This is a genomic window from Streptomyces sp. NPDC087420, from assembly GCF_044744165.1.
Classification (GTDB): Bacteria; Actinomycetota; Actinomycetes; order Streptomycetales; family Streptomycetaceae; genus Streptomyces.
This window is the reverse complement of sequence record NZ_JBIUXU010000006.1, coordinates 499,464-524,866: the sequence shown is the minus strand read 5'-3', so window position 1 is coordinate 524,866 and position 25,403 is coordinate 499,464. Positions and strand designations below refer to the sequence as shown.

The 25,403-nt window shown below is 70.5% G+C and carries 19 protein-coding genes; 9 read left to right on the top strand and 10 right to left on the bottom strand.

The window, feature by feature from the left end; genetic code table 11:
- Nucleotides 1-39: 39 nt before the first annotated feature.
- From dpgD to ACIO1C_RS15415, 3 genes are all read right to left on the bottom strand, one after another.
- The gene (gene dpgD, locus ACIO1C_RS15425; protein ID WP_401863165.1) at nucleotides 40-849 is read right to left on the bottom strand and encodes an enoyl-CoA-hydratase DpgD; all 810 of its coding nucleotides are present in this window, start codon (nucleotides 847-849) and stop codon (nucleotides 40-42) included.
- A 129-nt stretch (nucleotides 850-978) separates the two neighbouring features.
- Nucleotides 979-3,330 carry an aminotransferase class I/II-fold pyridoxal phosphate-dependent enzyme gene (locus ACIO1C_RS15420; protein WP_401863163.1) on the bottom strand — a complete coding sequence of 784 codons (2,352 nt, stop codon included), beginning with the start codon at nucleotides 3,328-3,330 and terminating at the stop codon, nucleotides 979-981.
- A gap of 122 nt (nucleotides 3,331-3,452) precedes the next feature.
- Nucleotides 3,453-6,557 (bottom strand): AAA family ATPase, encoded by a 3,105-nt coding sequence (locus ACIO1C_RS15415; protein WP_401863160.1) that lies wholly within the window; start codon nucleotides 6,555-6,557, stop codon nucleotides 3,453-3,455.
- 695 nt (nucleotides 6,558-7,252) lie between these two features.
- On the opposite strand from ACIO1C_RS15415, the gene ACIO1C_RS15410 reads away from it, so the two are divergent.
- Nucleotides 7,253-8,353 (top strand): alpha-hydroxy acid oxidase, encoded by a 1,101-nt coding sequence (locus ACIO1C_RS15410; RefSeq protein WP_401863158.1) that lies wholly within the window; start codon nucleotides 7,253-7,255, stop codon nucleotides 8,351-8,353.
- A 130-nt stretch (nucleotides 8,354-8,483) separates the two neighbouring features.
- Here the strand turns inward: ACIO1C_RS15410 and ACIO1C_RS15405 are convergent, their stop codons facing one another.
- Both ACIO1C_RS15405 and ACIO1C_RS15400 read right to left on the bottom strand, forming a co-directional pair.
- Entirely contained in the window at nucleotides 8,484-8,675 is a 192-nt protein-coding gene (locus ACIO1C_RS15405; protein ID WP_401863156.1) for a hypothetical protein, read from the bottom strand.
- A 6-nt stretch (nucleotides 8,676-8,681) separates the two neighbouring features.
- The gene (locus tag ACIO1C_RS15400) at nucleotides 8,682-9,359 is read right to left on the bottom strand and encodes a uracil-DNA glycosylase (RefSeq protein ID WP_401863155.1); all 678 of its coding nucleotides are present in this window, start codon (nucleotides 9,357-9,359) and stop codon (nucleotides 8,682-8,684) included.
- A 258-nt stretch (nucleotides 9,360-9,617) separates the two neighbouring features.
- Between ACIO1C_RS15400 and ACIO1C_RS15395 the strand changes: the two genes are divergently transcribed.
- Complete coding sequence (locus ACIO1C_RS15395; protein WP_401863152.1) at nucleotides 9,618-10,589, top strand: N-acetylglucosamine kinase; 972 nt, start codon at nucleotides 9,618-9,620, stop codon at nucleotides 10,587-10,589.
- Between the two features lie 95 nt (nucleotides 10,590-10,684).
- Nucleotides 10,685-11,620, top strand: a complete 936-nt coding sequence (locus tag ACIO1C_RS15390) for a sirohydrochlorin chelatase (RefSeq protein ID WP_401863149.1) — start codon at nucleotides 10,685-10,687, stop codon at nucleotides 11,618-11,620.
- A 178-nt stretch (nucleotides 11,621-11,798) separates the two neighbouring features.
- On the opposite strand, the gene ACIO1C_RS15385 is transcribed toward ACIO1C_RS15390, so the two are convergent.
- Nucleotides 11,799-12,851 carry a lactonase family protein gene (locus tag ACIO1C_RS15385; RefSeq protein WP_401863147.1) on the bottom strand — a complete coding sequence of 351 codons (1,053 nt, stop codon included), beginning with the start codon at nucleotides 12,849-12,851 and terminating at the stop codon, nucleotides 11,799-11,801.
- A 155-nt stretch (nucleotides 12,852-13,006) separates the two neighbouring features.
- Between ACIO1C_RS15385 and ACIO1C_RS15380 the strand changes: the two genes are divergently transcribed.
- Nucleotides 13,007-13,732, top strand: a complete 726-nt coding sequence (locus tag ACIO1C_RS15380) for an HAD family hydrolase (RefSeq protein ID WP_401863144.1) — start codon at nucleotides 13,007-13,009, stop codon at nucleotides 13,730-13,732.
- A 39-nt stretch (nucleotides 13,733-13,771) separates the two neighbouring features.
- Here the strand turns inward: ACIO1C_RS15380 and ACIO1C_RS15375 are convergent, their stop codons facing one another.
- On the bottom strand, nucleotides 13,772-15,472 hold the full coding sequence (locus ACIO1C_RS15375; protein WP_401863142.1) for a SpoIIE family protein phosphatase: 1,701 nt from the start codon (nucleotides 15,470-15,472) through the stop codon (nucleotides 13,772-13,774).
- Nucleotides 15,473-15,736: 264 nt separating this feature from the next.
- Here ACIO1C_RS15375 and ACIO1C_RS15370 point away from each other — a divergent pair, with 264 nt between their 5' ends.
- The 4 genes from ACIO1C_RS15370 to ACIO1C_RS15355 all read left to right on the top strand — a co-directional run bounded on the left by ACIO1C_RS15370 (nucleotide 15,737) and on the right by ACIO1C_RS15355 (nucleotide 20,332).
- Nucleotides 15,737-17,956: an NADP-dependent isocitrate dehydrogenase gene (locus ACIO1C_RS15370; protein WP_401863140.1), complete on the top strand. Its 2,220-nt coding sequence runs from the start codon at nucleotides 15,737-15,739 to the stop codon at nucleotides 17,954-17,956.
- Between the two features lie 465 nt (nucleotides 17,957-18,421).
- Nucleotides 18,422-18,976 (top strand): hypothetical protein, encoded by a 555-nt coding sequence (locus ACIO1C_RS15365; RefSeq protein ID WP_401863137.1) that lies wholly within the window; start codon nucleotides 18,422-18,424, stop codon nucleotides 18,974-18,976.
- A 232-nt stretch (nucleotides 18,977-19,208) separates the two neighbouring features.
- Nucleotides 19,209-19,679 (top strand): GNAT family N-acetyltransferase, encoded by a 471-nt coding sequence (locus ACIO1C_RS15360; protein ID WP_401863135.1) that lies wholly within the window; start codon nucleotides 19,209-19,211, stop codon nucleotides 19,677-19,679.
- 41 nt (nucleotides 19,680-19,720) lie between these two features.
- Nucleotides 19,721-20,332 carry a hypothetical protein gene (locus ACIO1C_RS15355; RefSeq protein ID WP_401863132.1) on the top strand — a complete coding sequence of 204 codons (612 nt, stop codon included), beginning with the start codon at nucleotides 19,721-19,723 and terminating at the stop codon, nucleotides 20,330-20,332.
- A 110-nt stretch (nucleotides 20,333-20,442) separates the two neighbouring features.
- Here ACIO1C_RS15355 and ACIO1C_RS15350 read toward each other — a convergent pair whose 3' ends face one another.
- Both ACIO1C_RS15350 and ACIO1C_RS15345 read right to left on the bottom strand, forming a co-directional pair.
- Complete coding sequence (locus ACIO1C_RS15350) at nucleotides 20,443-21,366, bottom strand: CDP-diacylglycerol diphosphatase (protein ID WP_401863130.1); 924 nt, start codon at nucleotides 21,364-21,366, stop codon at nucleotides 20,443-20,445.
- Nucleotides 21,367-21,697: 331 nt separating this feature from the next.
- On the bottom strand, nucleotides 21,698-22,759 hold the full coding sequence (locus ACIO1C_RS15345) for a chitinase (RefSeq protein ID WP_401863127.1): 1,062 nt from the start codon (nucleotides 22,757-22,759) through the stop codon (nucleotides 21,698-21,700).
- 298 nt (nucleotides 22,760-23,057) lie between these two features.
- On the opposite strand from ACIO1C_RS15345, the gene ACIO1C_RS15340 reads away from it, so the two are divergent.
- On the top strand, nucleotides 23,058-24,566 hold the full coding sequence (locus ACIO1C_RS15340; protein WP_401863124.1) for a short-chain fatty acid transporter: 1,509 nt from the start codon (nucleotides 23,058-23,060) through the stop codon (nucleotides 24,564-24,566).
- 129 nt (nucleotides 24,567-24,695) lie between these two features.
- On the opposite strand, the gene ACIO1C_RS15335 is transcribed toward ACIO1C_RS15340, so the two are convergent.
- The gene (locus tag ACIO1C_RS15335) at nucleotides 24,696-25,295 is read right to left on the bottom strand and encodes a hypothetical protein (RefSeq protein ID WP_401863121.1); all 600 of its coding nucleotides are present in this window, start codon (nucleotides 25,293-25,295) and stop codon (nucleotides 24,696-24,698) included.
- Nucleotides 25,296-25,403: the final 108 nt, after the last annotated feature.

Sequence of the window (25,403 nt, the reverse complement as noted above, 5' to 3'; positions counted from 1 at the left end):
GGCCCGGTGCTCTGCGGTGTTTCGTTCTGCCGCCGTTGTTCAGTTGCCGGACCAGATGGGGTCCCGCTTCTCCGCGAACGCCCGAGGCCCTTCGACCGCGTCGTTGCTGTGCCTGCGGCGTTCCTCCCATGTGTACCGGGTGGTGAACGCCTCGGCGAGCGGGAGGTCGACGGAGGTGAGAGCGGCTTCCTTGATGGCCCTCACGGAGAGGGGCGCGCTCCGGACCAGGTCGCTCGTCCACCCCTCGACGCAGTGGTCCAGCTGTTCGCGGGCGACCACCTCGTTGACGAGGCCGAAGTGCAGGGCCGTCGCGGCGCTCAGTCGGCGGCCGGTGAGCAGATGGCCGAGGGCGACCTTCTGGGGCATCTGCCGGACGAGCCGGAACACACCGCCCGCCCCCGGGACGAGCCCGAGGCGCGCCTCCGGCAGGGCGAAGACCGCGTCCTCGGAGGCGATGACGATGTCGCAGGCCAGGGCCAGTTCGAACCCGCCCCCCAGGGCGAAGCCGTTGACCCGTGCCACCACCGGCTTGGACAGTGTGAACCGGTCGGTGAGCCGGGGCCAGCCCGGCTGGCCCCGGCTGCCGAAGGTGGTCGGAGGCGCTCCCCCGCGGTTGAGCCTGGCGCGCTCCTTGAGATCCTGGCCGACGGAGAACGAGCGGTCCCCGGCGCCCGTGAGCACCGCGACGCGGAGAGTGTCGTCCGCCTCGAAGTCGTCCCAGACAACGGCGAGTTCCTCGTGGGTCCGGGTGTCCATCGCGTTGAGGACGTGGGGGCGGTCGAGGGTGACGTACGCGACGTGGTCCTTCTTCTCGTACCGCACCCTGGGGCTTTCCGCGGCCCGTGTCATGGCGTTCCTCCACCGGCTTTCTTGACGGTCCCAGCTGTCAGGTCTTCGGTTTCCCCGGCCGCCGCTTCCCGGAATGCCGCGTGCCCGTACGCCGCTTCGCAGTACCCCGCTCCTCGGGGCGCCCGCTCCTCAGCACGCCGCGCTCTCCGCCTCGATGAAGCGCGCGAGCCGCGCGGTGCCCTCCTCGATCTCTGCGGGTGTCAGATAGCTGATGGACAGCCGGAGCCCGTGGTGGCCGCCGCCCTGCGGGTAGAAGTACGACATGGGCGTCCAGATGACGCCGTATTCCTGCGCTGACCGGGTCAGCGCCGCGTTGTCGACACGGAACGGGACGTGCACGGTGAGGAAGAAGCCGCCGGTGGGTTCGTTCCACCGGACGCCGAGGGCCGCCCGGCGGTCGGCCGGCAGGTTTTTCTCCAGGCTCCTGATGGTGTCCCGCAGGGCGGTGCCGTAGTACGCGGCAGCCTCGGTGTTCACCTCGGAGATCCGTCCGCCCGCCGCCAGGAGGGTGCCCGCCACCGCGGCCTGGCTCAGCGACGACGTGTTGACCGTCACCATGCTCTTGATCTTGGCGAGTTCGTCCGCGAGGAGGCTGGTCCTGCCGGAGCTGTCCACGACACGCTGGTCGGCGACGGCGAAGCCGACGCGGGCACCGGGGAAGACCGTCTTGGCGAACGAACCGAGATGGACGACGGTACGCGCGCGGTCCAGGGACTTGAGGGTCGGCAGCGGTGTGCCGGGGCTCACCAGCCGGTACGGGCTGTCCTCCAGGATGAGGATCCCGTGGCGTTCGGCCAGCTCCAGCAGATCGGCGCGGGTCTCCGAACTCATCGTGGTGCCGGACGGGTTCGAGTGGTCGGGCACCACGTAGAAGGCACGCGGGCGGCGACCGCGCGCCCGCTCCTGCCGGATGACCGCTTCGAGGTCGTCGCAGGACAGCCCGTCCTCCCGCTCCTCGACGGCGGTCACGGCGATGTCCAGCAGCCTGGCCGCACCGGTGATTCCCACGTAGCAGGGGCTGGCTGCCAGGAGCACGTCGTCCGGGCCCGTGATGAGGGCGCGCAGCACCAGCAGCATGGCTTCCTGGGCGCCGACGGTGACCACGATGGACTCGGGTGCGACGTCGATGTTCTCGTCGGCGCGCAGCGAGTCGGCGATGATGCCGCGGATCTGGCCGGCGGTGGGGCCGTACTGGTACATGGCCGTACGGATCTCCTGGGCCGAACGGCCCTGCTCCGCCAGGTGGTTCAGGTAGCGGCGGATGTGGGTGACGATCTGCTCGGTGTCGAAGAAGCCGTCGTACGGGCGGCCGGGCGCGAAGGAGATCGCGTCGGAGTAGCGGTGGGTGACCTCGTTGAGGAAGGTCATCGTGTCCAGGACGGGGTCGGAGACGCTGGCGTGCAGGTCGCTCTTGCGCAACACCTGCGCCGCGCCGGCCGGTGTCACCCGCGCGGGCCGGTGGCTTGTGCGGATCAGTCCGGGCGCGGCGTCCGCCGGTGAACCGGTACCGGTGAACTCCAGTGCCTTGCGGAGGCCGTGGACGAGGCCGTCCAGGATGTTCCCGGCCCCCATGTCCCCGGCCTGTGCGACGCTCGCGGTCAGCGGTCCGTCGGTCCGCAGGCCGTCGAGAAGCGGGTGGTCGACAACCACGGCGTCGGCGCCGGAGGCGAGCGCCACCAGGACGTCGGCGCCGCTCCGTACACCTCCGGTCAGCAGGACGGGACAGCGGCCGGCCACCGCCGACACGATCCGCGGCAGTGTGTCCAGGGCCTCCGTGACGATCCCGTCGGCGCCCGCTTCGAGCGCCCGCTCGGCGTCCTCGGCGGTCCGTACCCCCGCGACCAGCAGGGGAAGGGAGGAGACCGAGCGCAGCCACGCGATGTCGGACCAGTCGGTGGCGGTGGCCGGCGGAGTGCCCACCGGGCCTCCCTCGCGCACGACGGCCCGGGGGGAGGACGGAGCGGGGCCGTCGTGCGCGAGGTTGGCCGGTGCGGCGCCCGGCGCGAGCCGGACGTGCTCGCCGGGGCCGACCGCGAGGATCACGGCGCCGAACCCGGCCTCGGTGGCGTGGTCGACAAGGCCCCGCGCCAGGGCGCGGTCCTGGAAGGTGTGGGTCCGCAGCCACAGCGGGCCACCGGCGGCGGAGGCCAGGTCCGCGAAGGTCCGTGCGGTGAAGGCGCTCACGACGACGGGCAGGCCGGCCGCCCCGGCGGCCCGTACCACCGCGGGCTCGGCGTCGGGGCGTACGAGACCGGTGAGCGGCCCGACGACCACCGGCGCGCTCCAGGAGCGGCCGAGGATCTTCGCGGCGGTGTCCGGCGGGCCGGTGTGAACGGATCCGCCCTGTCGCAGTCCGGTGCTGTCAAAGACTTCGCGGTTCCCCGCGAACTCACGTTCCTCGGCCGCGAGGCACTCCGACAGAAAGGAGTCCTGGCCTTTCCGCGCCGAACGCGCAGAGCCGTCGAGGCTCCGTCCTGTCATGGATTTCCCCCATGCGACATCAACTCATTGACTGTGTGATTTCCACGTCAGGATCACATGAACGCCGTGGCACCGACAACGCCGTCCAACCGGCCGTTTCTCTCACTTGGACAGTGCCCTATTCACCTGGACGTGGTGTCAGTATCTTTTGTTTTTCGACGTCCGTCCGGGGTACATCCGATGTCCGCGAATAGCACGAGCCGCTGCGGGAGGTCGGACCGGCTGCTGACCTTTAGCTTGCGGTAGATTTTGGTGAGATGCTGCTCCACCGTGCTCACGGTGATGAAGAGTTTGCCGGCGATCTCCCGATTGGTGCAGCCCGAGGCGGCGAGCGCCCCGACCCGTCGTTCGGCGTCGGTCAGCTCCGCCAGTAAGGGGTCGGAACCGCTCTCCTCGGCGAGCCCGTGTTCGCCTCGCGTGTCGCGGTGGGGCCACGCGTGGCCGCGAGGCCCCGGCCGGCCCTCCTCGTAGCCCGGGAACGCCCGCGACGGTACGGCGAACGCCTCCCTCCCGGCCGCCGTGCCCGGCCGCTGGAGGGCCGTTTGGGTGAACGTCAAGTCGCTCTGCGCCCGTCTCAGTTCCGGCTGGTCACCGCAGGCCGCAAGGATCTCCACCGCCTCCTGGAGCAGCGGCGGGCGCTCGTTCAGTGGGCTTGTAGCCGCCAGGAGGCGCAGCGCGATGCCCCGCGCCCGGGAGTGTCCTTCGCTCTGGCGGGACAGCTGCTCCTCGATGAGCGCGCGAGCCCCGCCGAGCTGTCCCATGGCGATGAGCGCCGAGGCGGCGTCGTTACGCCAGTCCGCCAGCTCCGACCAGTCGAGCCGCCACTTCGCCATCAGCTCCCCGCACAGCTGGAAGTTGGTGAGCGCGGTGTGCGGTCGTCCCGTGGCCAGGTGGTAGCGGCCGAAGGCCCGGAGGTAGGGCAGCGCGAAGGGTGTGTCGAACATGACCGGCGGGACGGGCAGGTTGAGGTAGGACAGTACGACGTCGAACTGGCCCAGTTCGGTGGCCGCATGGACCGCCAGCGCCAGCGGGAGACCGGCCATGACACCCCAGGCGGACGGCGAGGCCACCTCCAGTGCCGTACGCACGGACCTCCCGGCCGTCACCAGGTCACCCTGGCGCAGCGCCGCCACCGACCTGACGGTCTCCATGAGCGCGCGCCGCATGGGGACACGGCGGATCCACGGCTCCTGGAGGAGCCGTTCCGACCAGTGGACCGCCTCGTCCACGCGGTGCGTCTGGATCAGGAAGATCAGCGCGAAGAGCCTGGCGGCCATCGGGCTGCCCGCGTGGGTACCCCGGAGCAACCGATCTGTCTCATATGTGCCGTCGGCGTTGCCCTCTCCCTCGCCGGAGAGGCTTCCCAGGAGGTTGAGGAAGGTGAGGGCGGATACCGGACCGGATCCGATCGCGGGGTGGACGAGCGGGTGCCATGCCCCGTCCGTGTCGCCCGTCGCGGCCTCGCGGGACAGGTTGGGGTAACAGAAGGACAGCCATAATCGGACGAGCGTGACGTCCGACGGCAAGGGGCCACGCGAGGGGCCGGCGCGGTCCCGGTCCTGGCTCGCCTCGATCGTCCTCAGCAGGGCGTCGGCCTCGGCGAAGTCGCCCCGCCAGATGAGCTGTTTGACCGGCACCATGGCGCCGTCGCCGGTGAGCAGCCCCGTACGGACCAGATAGCCGAGTTGGTGCGTGTGCCTGGCCGCCTTGGTCGGATCGACGAGCCATTGGGCTTCGGCCAGCTCGGCGGTGACACGTGCTACCTGTGCCCCGTCCACGCAGATGCCGGACGCGTGGCGGAGGAAGTCGACGGATTGGGCGATGTCGCCCGATTCCATGGCGTCCCGGGCGGCCTCGCGGAGGATGTCGACCCGCCACGCGGCTTTGACGGTGCCGTGCGCGGCCATGAGCTGGGCGGCCACGGCGAGCGCGGGTGCCCCGCTCTCGTGGAGCAGTTCGGCGGCGCGGTTGTGCATGGCGTGCAGGTCCCGGGTCGGGATGTCGTCGAGCACGGCGGGCGGTGCCTGTTCGTGCCGGAACCGCACGCCCGAGAGCAGGCCGGCGGCATTGAGGTCGGCGAGGGCACGGCGCGCCGATGTGGCGTCGGCGTCGAGGAAGTCGCCGACGAGCGACGGCGAGGCCGACTCCCCGAGGACCGCGAGGGCGCGGGCGGCGTCGAGCATCGAGAGTTCGCACCGGTGCAGGCAGCGCAGGAAGGCGTGCCGGAAGGACGCACCGGCCACAGGCGCGATCCGTGGCGGCTCCTCCGACGCGGGCTCCCGGGGCACGGCCACCGCCGGCGCGGGCTCCGACGGCTCGGAGTTCCCCGGCCCGGCGTGTCCTGGCCCGGAGCGTCCCGGCCCGGAGTGCTCAGACCCGGCATGCTCAGACCCGGCGTGCTCAGACCTGGACTCCCCCTGTACGTACCCTCCGGGCACGTACTCCCCCCGTACGGGACCTGGTACGGGCTCCCCCGGCACCGCCGTTCGCGCCGCGTCGTCCTCCAGGAGGTGGTCGTCCACGAGGGCGTGCAGCAGCAAGGGGTTGCCTCCGCTGGCGTCCGCCCACGCCTCGGCGGCCCCGCGCTCCGGAGCGGCGCCGAGGCGGTCGGCGAGTTGGCCGGTGACGCCGGCCACGGTCAGCGGCGCGAGTCTGATCCGGTGGCAGTAGGGCAGGTGCAGCGTCTCCGCGTGGAGCGTCGCCAACTCCCGCTCGTGGCAGGAACTCTCGTTCATCACGATCATGACCGCCGAGGAGTCGATCCGGCGGATCAGGTAGCGCAGGCACTGGAGGGACGGTTCGTCCGCGAAGTGCACGTCGTCGATGCCGAGGACGAGTGGCCTGTCCTCGGCGGAGTCCGCGACGGCCCTGCTGATGCGTTGCAGGAGCCCGAGCGGGACCCGCGGGGCGCCTTGGGGCTCTCCGTCGGCGGACACCGTGACCCCGTCCTCGGCGGCGAACAGGTCGGCGGTCATTCCGCCTGTCCGCATCGCGTTGCCCAGTTGGTCGATCAGTCCGAACAGGTGGAACTTCTCGGTCGCCGAGGCGGTCACCGAGAGGAACCGGCCTCCCCGTTCCTCGACATGCTCGGCGAACGTCTGGAGCAGGGCGGTCTTCCCGCAGCCGACGGGACCGTTCGTGAGGACGACGGACCCTTTGCCTCGAACACATCCCCCGTACAGCTGATTGAGCAGCTGGAGTTCTTCGTCTCTTTCGCTGAGCTTCACAGATACCCCCGTATCTTCCGTGCGCTCTCCGCCACCGGGCGATCAGACCCCGCATCATTCGCCGCGGACCGTCAACAGGCGGGAAGGGGCGAAAGGATACCCCTGACCTGCAACGATCGAACTGGTGTGAGACCACGACCATAATGTTGTGGGGAGAGAGACACACCTATACACAGAGTAGCGATTCGCTCCACCGCATGGGGGACCTTTTCGGACACACAAAACCGACTCGCGTCAACGTTATTGGGCCACACGCGAATTGGGTATGAGCCAGGGCCGCGGAACGGCCGGTACGGCGCCGTTCCGCCCGCCGCACCGGGAGCCTGGCCTGTCAGGCGCCGAGTGCGGCGGTACGAGCGCCCAGGTGGTCGCGGGGAATCAGCCGGAGAATGATCTCTTCCCTTTGTTGCCCGGCAGTTCGGGGCGGGCCGTCCGGTCAACGCGGAAATGCCTTCGTAGCCAGATAGGTGATCAGAGCCATACAGTTCCATCGCATCGGTTGATTTCCCGGTCGGGGGGACGCTCATGACGGACTTGCCCAAGGAAACGGATCCGCGCGCGGAACTCTCCGTCGACCATGTCGAGGCGGACATCGAGAACCGGGAAGCGGCGTGACTTCCCGGAGTGACCACGGTGATCTCCTCCGTGGAACGTCGGCGTCCGGCGTCAAAGAGCCCGGCGTCCATGGGCCCGGCATGGAGGAGCCCGGCCTCGAAGAGCCGGCGACGGCGCTGTGCCTGGGCGACTTCGAGCGCGCGGCGGCCTCCGTACTGCCCCCCGACGTCTGGGACTTCGTGACGGGAGGCAGCGGCGACGAGTCGACCCTCGACGCCAACCGGACCGCGCTTGACCGCGTCCGTGTCGTGTCCCGGGTCCTGAGAGACGTCTCGCGGGTCACCACGGACGCCTCGCTGCTCGGCCGTCGGGCGGACCTGCCGGTCGCGGTCGCGCCGATCGCCTACCACCGGCTCGTCCACCCCGACGGCGAATTCGCCACCGCCCGTGCCGCCAAGGCAGCGGGGGTGCCGTTCACCGCGAGCACCCTGAGCAGCGTCCCCATCGAGGCGATCACCCAGGTCGGGGGCACGGTCTGGTTCCAGCTCTACTGGCTGCGGGACACCGAACAGTCCCTGGACCTGGTCCGCCGGGCCGAGGACGCCGGGTGCCGGGCCATCGTCCTGACGGTCGACGTGCCCTGGATGGGCCGCAGGCTCCGGGACGTACGCAACCGGTTCACCTTGCCCGGCCATGTGCGGGCGGCCAACATCACGACGGGTGCGACGGGCACGACGGCCCACCGGCGGTCCGCGGACGCGTCCGCCGTCGCCGTCCACACCAGCCAGGCGTTCTCCCCCTCGCTGACCTGGTCGTCGGTGACGGCCCTGCGCCGGTTGACCTCTCTTCCCCTGGTGCTGAAGGGCGTGTTGGCACCCGAGGACGCCCGCCGCGCGATCGAACTGGGGGTCGACGCCGTCGTGGTCTCCAACCACGGCGGCCGGCAGCTCGACGGCGCTGTTGCCAGCATCGACGCGCTGCCCGAGGTCGTACGGGCTGTCGGCGGGGAGTGCGAGGTTCTGCTCGACAGTGGAGTACGTGGTGGCACCGACGTGCTCAGGGCCCTCGCCCTCGGGGCGTCCGGTGTACTCCTGGGGCGTCCCCTGCTGTGGGGGCTGGCCGTGGCCGGGGAAGCCGGTGTGCGGCAGGTGCTCGACCTGCTCGCCGACGAACTCCGGGACGCCCTCGGGCTCTCGGGCTGCGACAGCGTCGCAGCGGCGGCCGGACTGCGTACGGCCTGAGAGCGACCCTTCGCCGTGGCGGGCCGGACCCTCCGGCTGTCCAACCGTTCACTTTTCACGCTCGGACACCACCCGTGCGGCTACGGCCCCGTCGCCGTCGCCGTCGAAGCATCTGAGGGCGAGCGTCCCGTCACCGCCCGGCGCCCACCCGGCCACCTGCGGGCATGGTCAGGGTGCGGCCCCTCAACGGCGAGAGGATCGTGAGGTCCGTCCTCGGCTTGAACGCGCCGCCGCGCAGCAGGGACGCGCCCGCCGCCATGGCCATCCGCGCGGCCTCCAGCGTCTGTTCCGGCGTCTCCACCGCGCACGGTCCGGCGATCACGCTACGTCAGGGAAGCTGCCACTCGACCGGCTGGGCGCCCTGACGGACCAGCAGGTCGTTGGCCCGGCTGAACGGGCGCGATCCGAAGAAGCCCCGGTCCGCCGACATCGGCGAGGGGTGGGCCGACTCGATCGCCGGGTAGTCACCGAGGAGGGGGCGCGCGTTGCGTGCGTCGCGCCCCCACAGGATGGACACCAGCGGCTTGCCCCGGGCGGCCAGGGCCCGGATCGCCTGTTCGGTGACCTCTTCCCAGCCCTTGCCGCGGTGCGCGGCGGGCTTGCGCGGTGCGGTGGTCAGCGCGCGGTTGAGCAGCAGAACCCCCTGGCGCGTCCACGGGGTCAGGTCACCGTTGGACGGGAGGGGCAGTCCGAGATCCGACTGGAGCTCGCGGAATATGTTCTGGAGGCTGCCGGGGAGCGGGCGGACGTCGGACGCCACGGCGAAGCTGAGGCCGATGGCGTGTCCCTGCGTCGGGTACGGGTCCTGGCCGACGACGAGGACCCGTACCTCGTCGAAGGGTTGCTGGAAAGCCCGCAGCACGTTCGCGCCCGCGGGCAGATAGGTACGGCCGGCGGCGATCTCCGCGCGCAGGAAGTCGCCCATCTCGGTGATGCGCCCGGCGACGGGAGCCAGTGCGTCCGCCCAGCCGGGCTCGACAATTTCGTTCAGAGGTCGTGCTGCCACGGGATCACTCTACTGGTCAGGGGAGCGTGCCCAGGACCCCTCAACCGGCTGCGAAGACGCCTCACTTGCGGGCCGCTCACCCGGCCGGGCCGCCGCGACGCGCGGTGGGTGCCCCCTCCCGGGTGGCCGGGTGTCCCCTCTTTAAGGTGGGGGCCGCGTACGCCCGGCGCTGAAGAGCGTGTGGGCGGCGTGAGCCCGGCGCGGACCCGCGCCGGGCGCGCGACGAGCCGGGGGTGCGGGAATGAGCCGGGTGCGGGAATGAGCTGGGTGCTGGGGGTCGATTCGGGCGGCTCGGGGCTGCGGATCGCGCTGCGTTCCACGGAGGACCCCGCGTCCGTCCTGCTCGCCGGTCCGGGCGAGCCGCTGCGTACCGGCCCCTCGGGCATCGACGCCGGCCAGCTGCTCCGTCAACTACTGCCTGCAGCTCAGGAGTTGCTGGATCAGGCCGGTGCCCGGGAACCCGCCGCGGTGGCCGTCGGCGCGGCCGGCATGGCCACGCTCGGCGACGGGCTGCGCGCGGAATTGCCCGCCGCGCTGGAGCGGTCCCTGGGGGTACGGCGGCTCGCGCTCGCCGCCGACGCCGTCACCGCGTACGCCGGCGCCCTGGGCCAGCGGCCCGGGGTGGTCGTCGCGGCCGGTACGGGCATGATCGCGTTGGGGACGGACCTGGCCGCCTGGCACCGCGCCGACGGCTGGGGACACTTGCTGGGCGACAGCGGCGGCGGCGCCTGGATCGGCCGCGCGGGACTGGAGGCGGCCCTGCGGGAGCACGACGGCCGGCGCGGCGGCTCGCCCGCGCTGCTGGCCGCCACGGAGGATTTTTTCGGACCCGCCCCCGAGTTGCCGGGGCTTCTCTATCCGCGCAGCGACCGGCCCGCCGTACTCGCCTCGTTCGCCCCCGAAGTGGCACGCCTCGCGTCCGGCGACCCGGTCGCGCGGTCGATCCTCTCGGCGGCCGCGGAGCGGATCGCGGAGTCGGCCGAGGCGGTCTGCCCGAGGACCGGGGAGTGTGAAGTCGCCCTTACAGGTGGCCTGTTCAAACTGGGCGAGCCGTTGCTGGCACCCCTGCGGGCCGAACTGGCGGACCGGCTGCCCCGCGCCCGTACGGTCCCCGCGGCCGGCGATCCGCTGGTCGGCGCGCTGAACATCGCGGCCGCGCTCGCCACGGACACGCTGCGACTCCCGCCCGACGAGCGGCTGTTGTACATCCCGACACAACAGGATAGATGAGCAGAAAAATACCTAACGGATAAATAGGGACAGATGCCTCGGGGTTGGCCCCTCCCCGAACAGCCGCACCCACAAAACCAGTAGCATTCGACGCCATGAGCACCCCCACTGGGCCTGCACCCGGCCTGCCTGTACGAATGCCGCGACCCCGTCAGTCGGGGCGCCACCGCCGCCCGGAGCCCGTGGCGGCACCCGAAGGTGCGCCCGCGCTGGTCCTCGCCGTCCCCGGCGCCCCCTCGGACGCGGCGCGCGGCCTGGCCGAGGAAGTCATCAGCATCGCCCGTTCCGAGCTGCCGGGACTGGACGCCGCGATCGGCTTCCTGGACGGCTCCGAGGACGCGGACGAGACGACCGAGCAGCCCACGCTCCAGGCCGTCCTGACCCGGCTCGCCGCCCGGCGCATCGAGCGCTACGAGCTGGCGAAGGCCGCGGGCCGCGAGGTCACCGAGCCCGAGGGACCGGCCGCCGTGGTCGTCCCCCTGCTCACGGGTCCCGAGAACGACCTGCTCGACCGGATACGCCGGGCTGTCGTGGACAGCGGCACCGAGGCACGGACGACGGACGTCCTCGGTCCGCACCCGCTGCTCGCCGAAGGTCTGCACGTACGGCTGTCGGAGGCCGGGCTCGCCCGCGCCGACCGCGCCAGGCTGTTCACGGTGGCGACCGCCGCCGACGGCATCATCCTGGTCACGGTGGGCGGTGAGGAGGCGGTACGGACCGCCGGGATCACCGGCATGCTGCTGGCCGCCCGTCTCGCCGTACCGGTGATGGCCGCCGCGCTCGACGTGGAGGGTTCGGTCGCCGCCGTCGCGGAGGAGCTACGTGGCTCCGGCGCGACGCAACTCGCGCTCGCGCCGTACCTGGTCGGTCCCGAGCTTCCCGGCGGGCTGCTCGACGCGGCTCTCAAGGAGGCCGACAGCGCCGCGGCCGAGCCGCTCGGGGCCTACCCCGCGATCGGCAAGCTGGTGCTCTCGAAGTACACGGCGGAACTGGGCATCGCGGAGCCGGCGCAGGGGGCACCGACCCACTGACACCGCGCAGCGCGGCGCGGCAGGCAACCCCGTGACGCGGAAGGGCCGCGCCGGTCACTCTTCGGCGCAGGCCCTTCCTCGGGTGCTTTCACGGGGTCGCAGGGGCTCTCGCGGGTCGGCCCGGGGTCCTACGGCCGCGTTCAGCGGTCATACGGCCCATGCTCAGTCGGCCCGGGGGTCAGCCGAAGATCACACAGGAGGCCGCGGGGGCCTCGAAGGACCCCGCCGGGATGGGGATCCCCGTCTCCTGGTCGATGTCGAACCAGCTCACGTCGCCGGAGTGCTCATTCGCGGCGTAGAGGCGGCGGCCCGCCGGGTCCAGCGCGAGATCGCGCGGCCAGCGGCCGCCGCACGGCACGGTGGTGACCAGCTCGGCCTTCTCGCGCGACCCGTCGAGGGCGAGGACGCTGATGCTGTCGTGCCCCCGGTTGGCCGTCCAGACGAACCGGCCGTCCCGCGCCACGACCACCTCGGAGGCGAAGCTCTCCGTCTCCACACCGTCCGGCAGGACGGCCGTCTCGCCGACCGGTTCCAGGACCCCGGTCGCCGCGTCCCAGCGGCAGACGGTCAGGGTGGGTTCGAGTTCGTTCAGGACGTACGCGTGGCTGCCTTCCGGGTGGAAGGTGAGATGACGCGGCCCCGAGCCCGGCCGCAGGGCCGTCTCCCCGTGCGGGACCAGTTCGCCCGAGGCGGCGTCCACGGAGGAGACCTGGACGGAGTCGGTGCCGAGGTCGACGGCGAGGAGCCACCGGCCGCTCGGGTCGGCCACCACCTGGTGCGCGTGCGGTCCGCGCTGCCGGTCCGGGTGCGGTCCCGTGCCCTCGTGCTGGAGCACCCCGCTGGCCGGCCGCAGCGCGCCGTCGGCGGCGATCGGCAGCACGGTGACGCTGCCGGAGCCGTAGTTCGCGGTCACCAGATGACCGGCGGCGAGCGTGAGGTGGGTGGGACCCGCGCCGCACACGGGCACGGGCTCCCCGAGCGGCCTCGGCGCCCCCGCGCCCGGTCCGGGCACCGTGAAGGCCGCCGCCGCGCCCTCCTCGGTCTCCGAGACCGCGTAGAGCACGGACCCGCCGGGGGCCAGCGCGAGGAAGGAGGGGTCCGCCACGGCGTCGGTGGCCCCGAGTTCGGTGAGGGCGCCCGTCTCCGGGTCCACGGTCGCGGCGATGATGCCGCGGCCGCCCGCCGAGGTGAACGACCCGATGAAGGCCCGTCCGTCGCTCCTGCCGCTCACGTGTGTGTCCCCTCTTCGACTGAAACTCGCCGGGGCGACGGTAGCAGGCGGTCTGGACCAATTTCCCGCCGTGCGTGCGCCGGTTTCCCGCCGCGAGCGCGGCGAGCCGTGCGTCCCAGCCGTATACCCGCCGTACGGCTTGGCATGCTGGGGGCATGAGCACTTCGCGCCCCCAGGCGGTCATCTTCGATCTCGACGGAACCCTGATCGACAGCGAACCCAACTACTACCAGGCCGGGCGGCTGCTGCTCGCCCGGTACGGCGTCGACGACTTCACCTGGGAGCACCACAGTCGTTTCATCGGGATCAGCACCTGGGAGACGCTGGTGGCGCTGCGTGAGGAGTACGGCATCGACGCCCCCGTGGAGCGGCTGCTGGCGGAGAAGAACCGGCTCTACCTGGACCTGGTGCGCGCCTCCACGGAGGTGTTCCCCGAGATGCGGAAGTTCGTGGAGCGGCTGCACGCCGAGGGCGTACGGATGGCGGTGGCGTCCGGGTCGTCCGGCGAGGCGATCACCGTGGCGCTGGGCGTCACCGGTCTGGACGCGTACTTCACGACGAGGGTCTCCGCCGAGGAGGTCCCGCACGGCAAGCCGGCTCCGGACGTCTTCCTGGAGGCGGCCCGCCGGCTGGGCGCCGAGCCCGCCGGGTGTGTGGTCCTGGAGGACGCGATCCCGGGGGTGGCGGCCGCGCGCGCGGCGGGCATGCGCTGCATCGCCGTTCCGTACGTCGCCGCCCTGGCCACCGATCCCGTGTACGGCACCGCCGGGCTGCTGTTCCCCGGTGGCCAGGGCGCCTTCACGGCGGAGGCGGCCCACGCGTGGGTGTTCGGCCGGGACGACCAGCGTCCTTGGGAGGGCTCGTACGACGGCCCTCCGTAGGGGCCCGGACAGCCTCCGCAGGAGGCCCGCACGACGCCTCTACGCGGGAGCGTTCCGCTCGTCCGGAGCCAGCGTGGCCAGCAGCAGTGCCACGTCGTCCTCCTGCCCCTGCCGGGTCTCTATCGTGTCGACGATGTACTCGGCCAGCTCGTCGAGGTCCGTGGGGCCGTCGTACAGCGCCCTCTGGACCCGGCGCTCCCCGACATCGATGTCTTCCCCCCGGAATTCGAGCAGCCCGTCCGTACACAGCAGGAGAGTGTCGTCGGGCCCGAGGAGCAGCTCGGTCGTGGGATAGGGCCCGTCGCTGTACTGGAGCAGCCCAAAGGGCAGGCCGCCCGCCACCGCGGGGCGGCTGCTGCTCCCGTCGGCGTGGCGGACCACGGGTCCCGGGTGCCCGGCCCGTACCAGCAGCGCGCGCCCGGTCGCCGGGTCGAGATCGACGTAGACGCAGGTGGCGAGGCGGTCGGTGTCCAGGTCCTGGAGGAATCTCGACGCCCGGGCCATGACGGCCGCCGGCGGATGCCCCTCGGCGGCGTACGCGCGCAGGGCCGTGCGCAGCTGGCCCATGACGGCGGATGCCTGGATGTCGTGTCCTTGGACGTCACCCACCACGAGGCCGACCCGCCCGCCCCGCAGGGGGACGACGTCGTACCAGTCGCCGCCGATCTGGTGGCCGGTGCGGGCGGGCTGGTAGCGGACGGCGACCCGCAGGCCCGGCATGCTCGGGATGGCGGCGGGCAGCATCGACTGCTGGAGGCCGACCGCCATGGCGTGCTCCTCGTCGTACAGCGCGGCCCGCTGCACGGACTGGGCGATGGTGGCCGCGAGGGCGATCAGGAGGTTGCGTTCCTCGGGGGTGAAGGAGGTCTTGCCCTCGTACATGATCGACAGCACGCCGCTCGCCCTGGCCTGCGCGATCAGGGGGAGGACGGCGCCCGCGGTGAGCGGGGTGTCCTTGACGTGCGGCCACAGCTGCGGGTATTCGGCCTCGACGCTCTGCCTGGTGATGAACACGGGGCGGTGGGTACGGAACGCCTCCGCGACCGGCAGGTCGGCGTCGATCCGGGAGAACTCCATCTCCTCCCGCATCGTCATAGGCAGGCTGGCGACGGCGATACGGCGCAGCCGGTCCTGGTCGAGGACGGTGAGGGAGATCGCCTGGGCGCCGACCGGGTCGAGGATCTCGCGGCTGGTGAGCGCGGCCAGTACGTCCTCCACGGTCAGGGCCCGGGACAGGGCGGCGGTGGTCGCCTGGACCACGTCGTTCTGATGGCGCCGCTGGGGCTCCAGGACGGCCTGCTGGGCGACGTGCTGGAGTTCGGCGCTCGCGTCCCGGACGACGCCGATGGCCCGCAGCGGGGTCCCTGAGGCGTCCCGTTCGATGACGCCCTGGGTGTGCGCCCAGCGGATGGTGCCGTCGGAGCTCCGGATGCGGAAGTAGGTGCCGTAGGCGCCGGGCTCGTGCCGTACCCGCGAGAACATCGCGCGGAAGGCGGCCGCGTCGTCGGCCACCATGAGCGCGTACAGGGTCTCCGGCCGGCCGTCGAACCCGTCGGGCGGGAGGTCGAAGACCGCGAGAGCGCCCGCGTCCAGGAAGATCGTGTCGGACTTCAGGTCCCGCAGGAATCCGCCCATCCGGTTCGCCGCCAGCGTCCTCGGGAGTGCTGCCAGGAGATCCGCGCCCAGCGCCTGGAGGGTCGCGTCGCGGTCCGGCGTGGATCGGGCGCTGCGGCGCTCCATGTGACCTGCCCTTCCTCAGCGGCATTGGCGGGACAGCACTCATGCGACGGCGCTGACGGACGGTACCGGCAGGGCGGCACGGAGGGACACGAGACCCATTTGTCCTGGAACCAACTATATGCATGGTTCCGGGACGTGTTGCGTCCGCTCCGGGGAGGACGGCGCGGTCCCGGCGCACGGAGCGGGCAGGGCCCTGGCCAGAGGTGGGCGTCCACGGGATATCTTGATATCAAGCAATGTCGCAGACGTGGAGCGGAGCACCGGGTGACTGACTCGACCATCATCTATACACACACCGACGAGGCGCCGGCCCAGGCGACGTATTCCTTCCTGCCCGTGGTCGAGGCCTATGCCGCGACGGCCGGGGTCACCGTGGAGAGCCGCGACATCTCTCTCTCCGGGCGCATCATCGCCGGTTTCCCCGAGCGCCTGGAGGAGGGCCAGCGCATCGAGGACGCGCTCGCCGAGCTGGGCAAGCTCGCCAAGACGCCCGAGGCGAACATCATCAAGCTGCCGAACATCTCGGCCTCCATCCCGCAGCTCAAGGCGGCGATCGCCGAGCTCCAGGGGCAGGGCTACGCGCTGCCGGACTACCCCGACGACCCGAAGACCGACGAGGACCGGGACGTCCGCGCGCGGTACGACAAGGTCAAGGGCAGCGCCGTCAACCCGGTCCTGCGCGAGGGCAACTCCGACCGGCGCGCCCCGGCCTCGGTGAAGAACTACGCCAAGGCGCACCCGCACTCGATGGGCGCCTGGGACCCCAAGTCCAAGACGAATGTCGCCACGATGGACGCCGACGACTTCCGTACCGGCGAGAAGTCCGCGGTCATCGCCGAGGCGGGCTCGCTGCGGATCGAGCTGGCGGGCGACGACGGTACGACGACGGTCCTGCGCGAGTCGGTGCCCGTGCTGGCCGGGGAGGTCGTGGACGCCTCGGTGATGCGCGTGGCGGCGCTGCGTGAGTTCTTCACCGCGCAGGTGGCGCGGGCCAAGGCCGAGGGCGTGCTGTTCTCGGTGCACCTCAAGGCCACGATGATGAAGGTCTCCGACCCGATCATCTTCGGCCATGTCGTACGGGCGTTCTTCCCGAAGACGTTCGCGGAGTACGGCGAGACGCTCGCGGCGGCCGGCCTGAGCCCCAACGACGGGCTCGGCGGCATCCTCGGCGGGCTGGACGCGCTGCCCGACGGCGCGGCGATCAAGGCGTCCTTCGACGCCGAGCTGGCCGACGGCCCCGCGCTGGCGATGGTCGACTCCGACCGCGGCATCACCAACCTGCACGTGCCGAGCGACGTCATCGTGGACGCCTCGATGCCGGCCATGATCCGCACCTCGGGGCACATGTGGGGCCCCGACGGCCAGGAGGCCGACACCCTCGCGGTGATCCCCGACAGCAGCTACTCGGGGATCTACCAGGTCGTCCTGGACGACTGCCGCGCGCACGGCGCCTTCGACCCGGCGACGATGGGCTCCGTGTCCAACGTCGGCCTGATGGCGCAGGCGGCGGAGGAGTACGGCAGCCACGACAAGACGTTCGAGATCCCCGCCACCGGCACGGTGCGGGTGGTCGACACGGCGGGCGACGTCGTGCTCCAGCACGCGGTGAGCGCGGGCGACGTGTGGCGCATGTGCCAGACCAAGGACGTACCGGTCCAGGACTGGGTCAAGCTCGCCGTCTCGCGCGCCCGCGCGACCGGCGTCCCGGCCGTGTTCTGGCTGGACGAGACGCGCGCGCACGACGCGAACATCATCGAGAAGGTCAGGACGTACCTGCCCGAGCACAACACCGAGGGCCTGCGGATCGAGATCATGTCGCCGGTCGACGCGATCGCGTTCTCCCTGGAGCGGATCCGCCGCGGCGAGGACACGGTCTCGGTCACCGGCAACGTGCTGCGTGACTACCTGACCGACCTGTTCCCGATCCTTGAGCTGGGCACGAGCGCGAAGATGCTCTCCGTCGTGCCGCTGATCAACGGCGGCGGGCTGTTCGAGACGGGTGCGGGCGGTTCCGCGCCCAAGCACGTCCAGCAGCTCATCAAGGAGAACTACCTGCGGTGGGACAGCCTGGGTGAGTTCCTCGCGCTCGCGGTCAGCTTCGAGCACCTCGCGCAGACGACGGGCAACGCGCGCGCCCAGGTGCTCGCGGACACGCTCGACCGCGCGACGGGCACGTTCCTGGACAAGGACAAGTCGCCCAGTCGCCGGGTGGGTGGCATCGACAACCGGGGCAGCCACTTCTACCTGGCCCTGTACTGGGCGCAGGAGCTTGCCCAGCAGACGGACGACGTCCAGCTCGCGGAGGCGTTCGCCGCTCTCGCCAAGACGTTGTCCGAGCAGGAGACGACGATCGTCGAGGAACTGATCGCCGTCCAGGGCAAGCCGGCCGACATCGGCGGCTACTACCGCCCGGACCCGGTCAAGGCGGCGGCGGTCATGCGCCCGTCGGCGACCTTCAAACAGGCCCTGGCGACGCTCGGCTGACGGTCCGTCCGCTGAACGGCCTTACGCAAATGGGCCGGGCGCCCGCACTCGTCGTGCGGGCGCCCGGCCCTCGTTGTGTGTCGTACCGACTCAACGGCCTTGCGGGGCCTTGCCGCACAGAAACCGCCCGCGTGGCCACGGGGGCGGCCGATCACCCCCGAATCTGCGGTCAACCGCCCAAAAAGCCCGTTTGAGTGCCCCCCCCGCCCCCCGTTTCGCCGACTCCCGACAGGGCCTCGGGGAGAGAAACAGAGTTGTCACAGAGGCTGCGGAACAGCTCGCCCTGCGTGGCTGTCGTGCCACGCTCGACTGACGTCACGTCACGTCACGTCACGTCACGTCACGTCACGTCACGTAGGGGGATTCATGGGAACGCCTTCGCCACCGGGAACGCCTCCACTACCCGGAGCACCGCATCCGCCTGGTCCGGCACATCGCTCGGCCCTGATGCAGGGATGGGCGGCGGTGGTGATGGCCGGTGTCGCCGTAGTCGGACTTCTCCTCGGTTTCTTCGGCCTCCCAGCGGCGGGGCTGAAGTCCCCCACTGGCGCGGCTCAGCCCACGGTGACCGTTACGGCGACGGAGACGAAGGTGGTACCCGCGCCGGACGAGGAGAGCGGAAGCGAGGGGCAGGACCCGGCGGCAACCCCTTCCCCGAAGACGACCTCCTCCGTGCGCTGGCACGGCGACATTCATGTGACGGCTTACCACTGGGATCTCGACACCGTGCCGCCGGCGGAAGACTCTCCGATCACGGGGGACTTCCTGCTGTTCGAGACTCTCTCGGAGGGGACCGCCGAGTTCGACGACTACAAAATGGCGCCGGTGCCCGAAGGTGAGAACCCCACGCAGGGAGAATGCACGAGCTTGGCGCAACTACAGGCGAAGGACGAGTTGTCCGTCTCGGCCGGCCAATCGGTATGCCTCATCACCCAAAGCGGTCGCACCGCGTTGATGAAGGTGAAGTCAGTGAATGACGACGACACCGTAGAGGCGGAGATCACGGTGTGGGAGAAGTAACTGACTGGCACGGAGCGGTTCCGGCTTGCGGGCAGGTTGTGGCCTGTTGTCAGCCTGTGGTGGTGCGGTCGGAGGAGTGCCGTTGGCGGGCACGTTCCCACTGCTCGACTCTGCCGGGCAGTGCTCCGGCCGTGGTTTCGGACCGGGACGGTCCCCGTGACAGCGGCCTCAGCCTTGGCTGGCCGGCTACCGCAAACGGGTGTGTCAGTGGCCGGTGGCATACTCCGCCGATATGACTGATCAGGTGCGTTTGAGAGACGTCGAACCGGCCGATCTGGAAGAGTTCTTCGTGCAGGAGCACGATCCTGAGGCCGTGCTGCGGTCGAATTTCCCGCCCCGGGAACGGGAAGCCTTCATGGCCCACTGGACGACGAACATCCTTGGGAATCCGACGGGCTTCGTGCAGGCCGTCACCGTAGAAGGCGAGCTGGCGGGCAACGTCATGGCTTGGTGGGACGAGGGGCGCCGCTTCATCGGGTACTGGCTGGGCAGGCAGTACTGGGGGCGTGGGATCGGCTCGCGGGCACTGGCGTTGTTCTTGGAACAGGAGAAGGCCCGCCCCTTGTACGCGGATCCCTTCGTTGGAAACACCGCCTCGGTGCGTCTGCTGGAGCGACACGGCTTCCGGCGTACCGACACGGTCCGGTACGGCGAGCTTGAGCACGTCGTGTTGGTGCTCGACGAGATCCCGCCCACGACGTGATTCGGTGACGGGACGTCAGTACTCACTGATAGAGAAGGGCCATGGATACCGAAGCTCTTCCGCCGTCCGCAGATCACTCTTCCGAGGCCGCGTTCAGGCGTGGCTGTCTGGCCCATGAGTCGGGGCAGTGGGAGCACGCCCAGGAACTGTTCGAGGAGGCGGTTCGTGGTTCGGGCCCGCAGATGCTCTGGCGTGTGGCAGAGGCATGCCTGTACTGCGACGAGGCGGCGTTGTGGATGCGGCGGGCCGTGGTCACGGAGAGCGAGCCGGGCGGTATCACGGTCGGCCCCGAGGCATGCGGGATCCTTGGCGGCAATGGCGATGCGCTGGTGCAGAACTGGGAGATCGTCGTCGAGTCGGACGAACCCGCCCGCGCGGTCGTCGCACTCACCGCCGCGAAACCTCGGCTGATGCGCGTGTTCGAGGACGGTCGCGAACTCTCTCCTGAGGAGGCCGAGGAGCTCTGGGACGAGGCCTTCCCTCCCTACAGTCCCAACTACGCGGCCGTCGAGGCCACGGTGCCCCGCATCTGGATGGACTGCAAGGACGGGATCTACCCGCACATGGCCCGCACCGCACTGCGCGTCGTGGCCGACGAACTCCGCAAGGCCGGGGTGCGGCAGGCGCACCTGTTCAGCCGTTCCCACCGCTAGCGAGCCACGGTCTGCCGGTCGGCGACGGCTTTGACCGGGGTAGAGTCCCGGGGCCGTCCGCCCGGTCTCCGCTGTCAGGGGAACATACGTTTCTCGTTTTTTCTGAGGGCTCAGCTGTACACGAGAAGGTGGTCACACGTATTCGTGCCGTCGTGGAGCGAAGAGTCGCTGTTGAGGACGTAGAACGCCCCGGCGAATCCCGCAGCCGTCATCTTCGGTACCACGATCAGCGTCTGGTTCGCCATGTTCAGCCCGTTCGGCCTCACGACATACTGTTGCAACTGCGCGAAGAGATTCATCCCGAGACTGGGCAGCCTGAGGGCCCGGTACGTACGGTCCCCCGTCCCGTCCGAGCCCGTGACCGGTACCCGGTACTGCACGGCGTCCCATTGCGCGGGGCTGGTGGCCACGCGTCCCATCATTTCCAGTTCCTGCAGCCGCCGTTGCGTGCTCGCCCGGACGCCGGCCATGTGAATGTGCAACTGGTTGAGAAACCGGGCGCTCTGCGAGTTGATCCCCAAACCGATATTGGGATACTGCACGGGGACGCTCCCTCCGCTCCGGGCGTTCTCCCATGCGTCGTTCCAGTAATTTGGCGCGCCGGAGGTCTCGATGAACGGGCATTCGATACCGGTGATCCGGCAACTGGGGGTCAGGAGAAAGTTGTGCCGGCTCGACGGCCTGCCGTTCAGGACGACGTAGTCCGGGGTCACCTTCAGGCAGGCGGGAGGGTTCTGCCCGGGGGGCAGGGGCTTTCCCTGCGTGCAGTACTGGACGTCCCGCCACAGCGGATCGTTGTCGGCAGGGCTGCCGCAGAGCGGCTGGAGCTGAGCAGGGGGGCAGGTCGGGGTTCCGCCGGGAGGTGGAGTGGGGCACGTGTCGGAGGCAGGGTCTGCGGGCATCGGGGCGGCTGCCGAAGCGGTGGGTCCGGACGCCGCCTCCACGCCGGTCAGGAGCGTCGCCGCACCGATGGCGCCGGAGAACGCCACGAACCGACGCCGAGGCAGCTCGTTCGAGGTCTTGTCGTCATTCATGCGTGCTCTCCGATGGTGATGTCCACTGCGTGGACTTCCCGGCCGCGAGTCAGAAAGGGCGGCCCGCCCGGTTCTGGCCTCACTGATTCGCTCACAGGGTAGGGAGCGAAGAGCAGGTTTCCTGTCGACCGACCCGGTCGGTGTCACGTGTTCCGCCATTCAGCGGCCATCCCGTTCGGCCTTATCCTTCTCGGTGGATTGCCGCAGGTGACATTGCCGAACGGTCAGGTAGCCCATGAAACGACTGTTCTCCGGCGGGCGGGCCGCCTGCCGTCCGGGCGCCCGCACCCGTCGTGCGGACGCCCGGCCCTCGCCCCTGTGTCGTACCTGCTCAACGGCCCTGCAGGGCCTTGACGTTGTTGCCGAACGTCCAGTTCTTCGAACCGTCCCAGTTGATGGACCACGTCATCAGGCCCTTGAGCCCGTTGCCGTACTTGTTCCAGGCCTGGGTGACCAGGTTCGGCGCCATGTAGCCGCCGCCCGCGCCCGTTTGGGCGGGGAGTCCCGGGACCTGCTTGTCGTACGGCACCTTGATGGTGGTGCCCTGGACGACCAGTCCCTTGTTCAGGCAGTCGGTCTGGGCGGTGAAGCCCGCGACGGTACCGGCGGAGTACGAGTCGCCCGAGCATCCGTACATGCTGCCGTTGTAGTACTGCATGTTCAGCCACCAGAGGCGGCCGTTGTCCGCGTACTTCTTGATGATGGGCAGGTACGAGCCCCAGATCGAGCCGTACGTGATGGAGCCGCCGGTGACGTAGGCCGTCTCGGGGGCCATCGTCAGGCCGAAGTTGGAAGGCATCTGGGCCAGGACGCCGTCGATGATGCGGATCAGGTTGGCCTGCGAGGTGGACGGCTTGGTGATGGTGCCGCTGCCGACCAGCCCGGTCTCGATGTCGATGTCGATGCCGTCGAAGTTGTACTTCTTGAGGATCGGCACGACCGTCGCGACAAAACGGTCTGCCACGGCGGTGGAGTTGAGGTCGATGCCGGCGGCGGCCCCGCCGATCGACATCAGGAGCGTCAGGCCGTTCTGCTTGGCCTGGCACATCTCGGCCGGGGTCGCGACCTTGACCGTCGCGTCCATCCCGTCCTCCCACAGGACTGTGCCGTCCGAACGGATCACGGGGAAGGCCGCGTTGACCACGTTGTAGCCATGGGCGGCGATGCGGCTGTCGGTGATCGGGATCCAGCCGAGCGGGGGGTGGACGCCGTTCGCCGCGCCGTCCCAGTTCTCCCAGTACCCCTGGAGAACCTTGCCCGCGGGCTTCGACTTGACCGCGCAGGTCTCGGCCTGCGGGGCGCTCGGCGCGGCGGTGGCGGGCGGCTGGGCGAGGAAGCCGAGCGAGGCGAGCGCGAGTCCGGCGCCGAGGGTGCGTATGGTCCGACCGATCATGCGGTAGTCCCTTCTTGCCATGACAGGCGGGCACCTGATCGGCCCGGTCGTCCATGGCGGTCTGTGGGGGGGGACCCGGTCAACTCCCGGCCTGTGGGGGCCTGGAGACGTCCGTGGGGGTTCCGGTGTTCCGCCGAACGGTAATTTGGTCCAGACCTTCGGTCAATAGGTCTGGACCACATGCCGGTGGGGCTGCCGGGGCGGGCGGGAGCCGTGCGGCGCCATTGACTACGGGCGGCGCCCCCCTACACCATCCTCCCCACAGCCGCTTCCCCCCACCGGCCGACAGGAGACCCCCATGCCCACGGCGCCCCCGCAGGAGCCGGACCCGAAGCCGGCGCGGACCACACCGTCCGAGCTGTCGGCGCCGACCGGGGACAACTGGCTCGCGCGACTGGCCCTGCGTTTCACCGCCTTCACCGAGAAGTGGCTGCCCGACGCGCTGGGCTTCGTCCTGGTGGGTACGTTCGCGGTCCTCGCGCTCGGACTCGCGTCCGGGGAGGGGCTGTTCGGCAGTCCGTCCGATCCGGCGGACACCACCGGGTACGGCCTGGTGGACGCGTGGGGTCAGGGCTTCTGGTCCCTGATCACGTTCACTCTCCAGATGGCCATGATCATCATCGCGGGTTACGCGGTCGCGGTCTCCCCGCCGGTGAGCCGGCTGATAGCGACGATCGCGCGGCTGCCCCGTACCCCGCGCGGTGCCATCGCCTTCACCGCCGCCGTCGCGATGGTGACCTCGTACCTCAACTGGGCGTTCAGCCTCATCTTCACGGCGATCCTCGCCAAGGAGATCGCCCGCAGGATCAGCGGTGTCGACTACCGGGCGCTCGGCGCGATGGCCTTCCTGGGGCTCGGTACGGTCTGGGCGCAGGGCCTCTCGGGATCGGCCGCGCTCCAGGTGGCCAGCGCCGCGTCGAGCCCGCCGGCGGTGCAGAAGGTCATCGCGGAGGGGCGCGGCAGCGGGCTCATCCCGCTCACCGAGACGATCTTCCTGTGGCAGGGCGTCGTGGCCACGGCGGTCATCTTCGTCATCGCCGTGACGACGGCCTGGTTCCTCTCCCCGTCCCCCGACCGCGCGAAGACCGCCGAACAGCTGGGGATCGACCTGGGGCCGAGCGTGGCGGGCAAGCGTCCCGAGACGCGGCGGGGGCGGCCCGGGGAGTGGATCGAGTACAGCCCGGTCTTCGCGATCCTGCTGTTCGCGCTCGGCGCCTGGTATCTCGTAAGGCACTTCGCCGACGCGGAGGGCGACACCCTCGCCGCGCTCGACCTGAACACCATCAACCTCATCCTGATCCTGCTGGCCCTCATCCTCCACTGGCGCCCGGTCCGGCTGGCCCAGGCGTTCCGCGAGGGCACCCCGGCCGCCTCCGGTGTGCTGCTCCAATTCCCCCTGTACGGCGGCATCTTCGGGATGATCGCCTTCACCGGCCTGAGCAAGACGATCGCGGGCTGGCTGGTGTCGGTGTCGAACGAGTTCTTCTACCCGGCCTTCATCGCGGTCTACAGCTGCGTCCTGGGCATCTTCGTCCCCAGCGGCGGCAGCAAGTGGGTGATCGAGGCACCGTACGTCCTGGACGCGGCGAACCAACTCCACGTGAACCAGGGCTGGGTGGTCGTGGTGTACGACCTCGGCGAGGCGAGCGCCAACCTCCTGCAACCGTTCTGGATGCTCCCCACCCTGACGATCCTGGGCCTCAAGGCCCGCGACATCATGGGCTACACGTTCGCCATGTTCCTCGCCTGCTTCCCGGCGGTCCTGATCCTGGTCACCCTCTTCGCCCGCACGCTCCCGTTCCCGTAGGGCGCGGACCGTAGGCGCGGCAACGGGTAAGCGGACTCCGGGCCGGAGTGGTCCGGTCCGGAGCCCGCTCGCTCCCCCGATGTGCCCGTCAGGAGCCGTTGGGGTTCCTGACGGACAGTCTGTGGTGGCTCAGTAGAGCTTGGCGACCGCGGTGCGGGTCGTCGTGCGGAAGGCGTTCAGGGGTGCTCCGTCGAGGTCGCCCAACTGGCTCCAGCCGATCACCGTGACCGCCTTGCCGTCGCGGCCGACCGCGTAGAGCGCGATGTCGGTCGAGCCCACCTCGGGGTCGGAGGTGTCGATGCTGTAGAGGTGGGCGCCCTCCTCCACGTTGACGCGGCCGTGGTGGAAGGCCTCGCCCTCCAGGCTCGGGTACTCCGCCTTGAGGCGGTCGAGGCAGCCCTCGATCGCGGTACGCAGCTTCGTGGCCAGGGCCTTCGCCTTGGTCTCGCTGGCGGCGACCGTGATCGTCTGCCGGGCGCCGGTGTCCAGGTCGGTCCTGAACTCGCGGTGCTTGCTGTTCGCGTCCGGCGCCACGCCCTCGACACAGAAGTCGTCGGCCGCCCCTGACTGCACCGGGCCCGCGATCCACGGCGTGCTCGCGGCCGGCAGCTGGGAGGCCGCGAGGAAGGCGGGTGTGACAGGAGTGGCGGTCGCCGCGGTGATCGTGGCAATGGTCATTCCCGCGGCCGCTGTGGTCAGCGCGGCGGTGCGGAACATGTTCGTGATCATGGAAAAACTTCCCCCGTGTTCGTCGTTGACTGAACGATCACCAGCTTTGACGGCTCGGGAGGAGGCCGCAAGCACCTGTGCCGTCCGTGGAACGCTGGAACCGTTCCA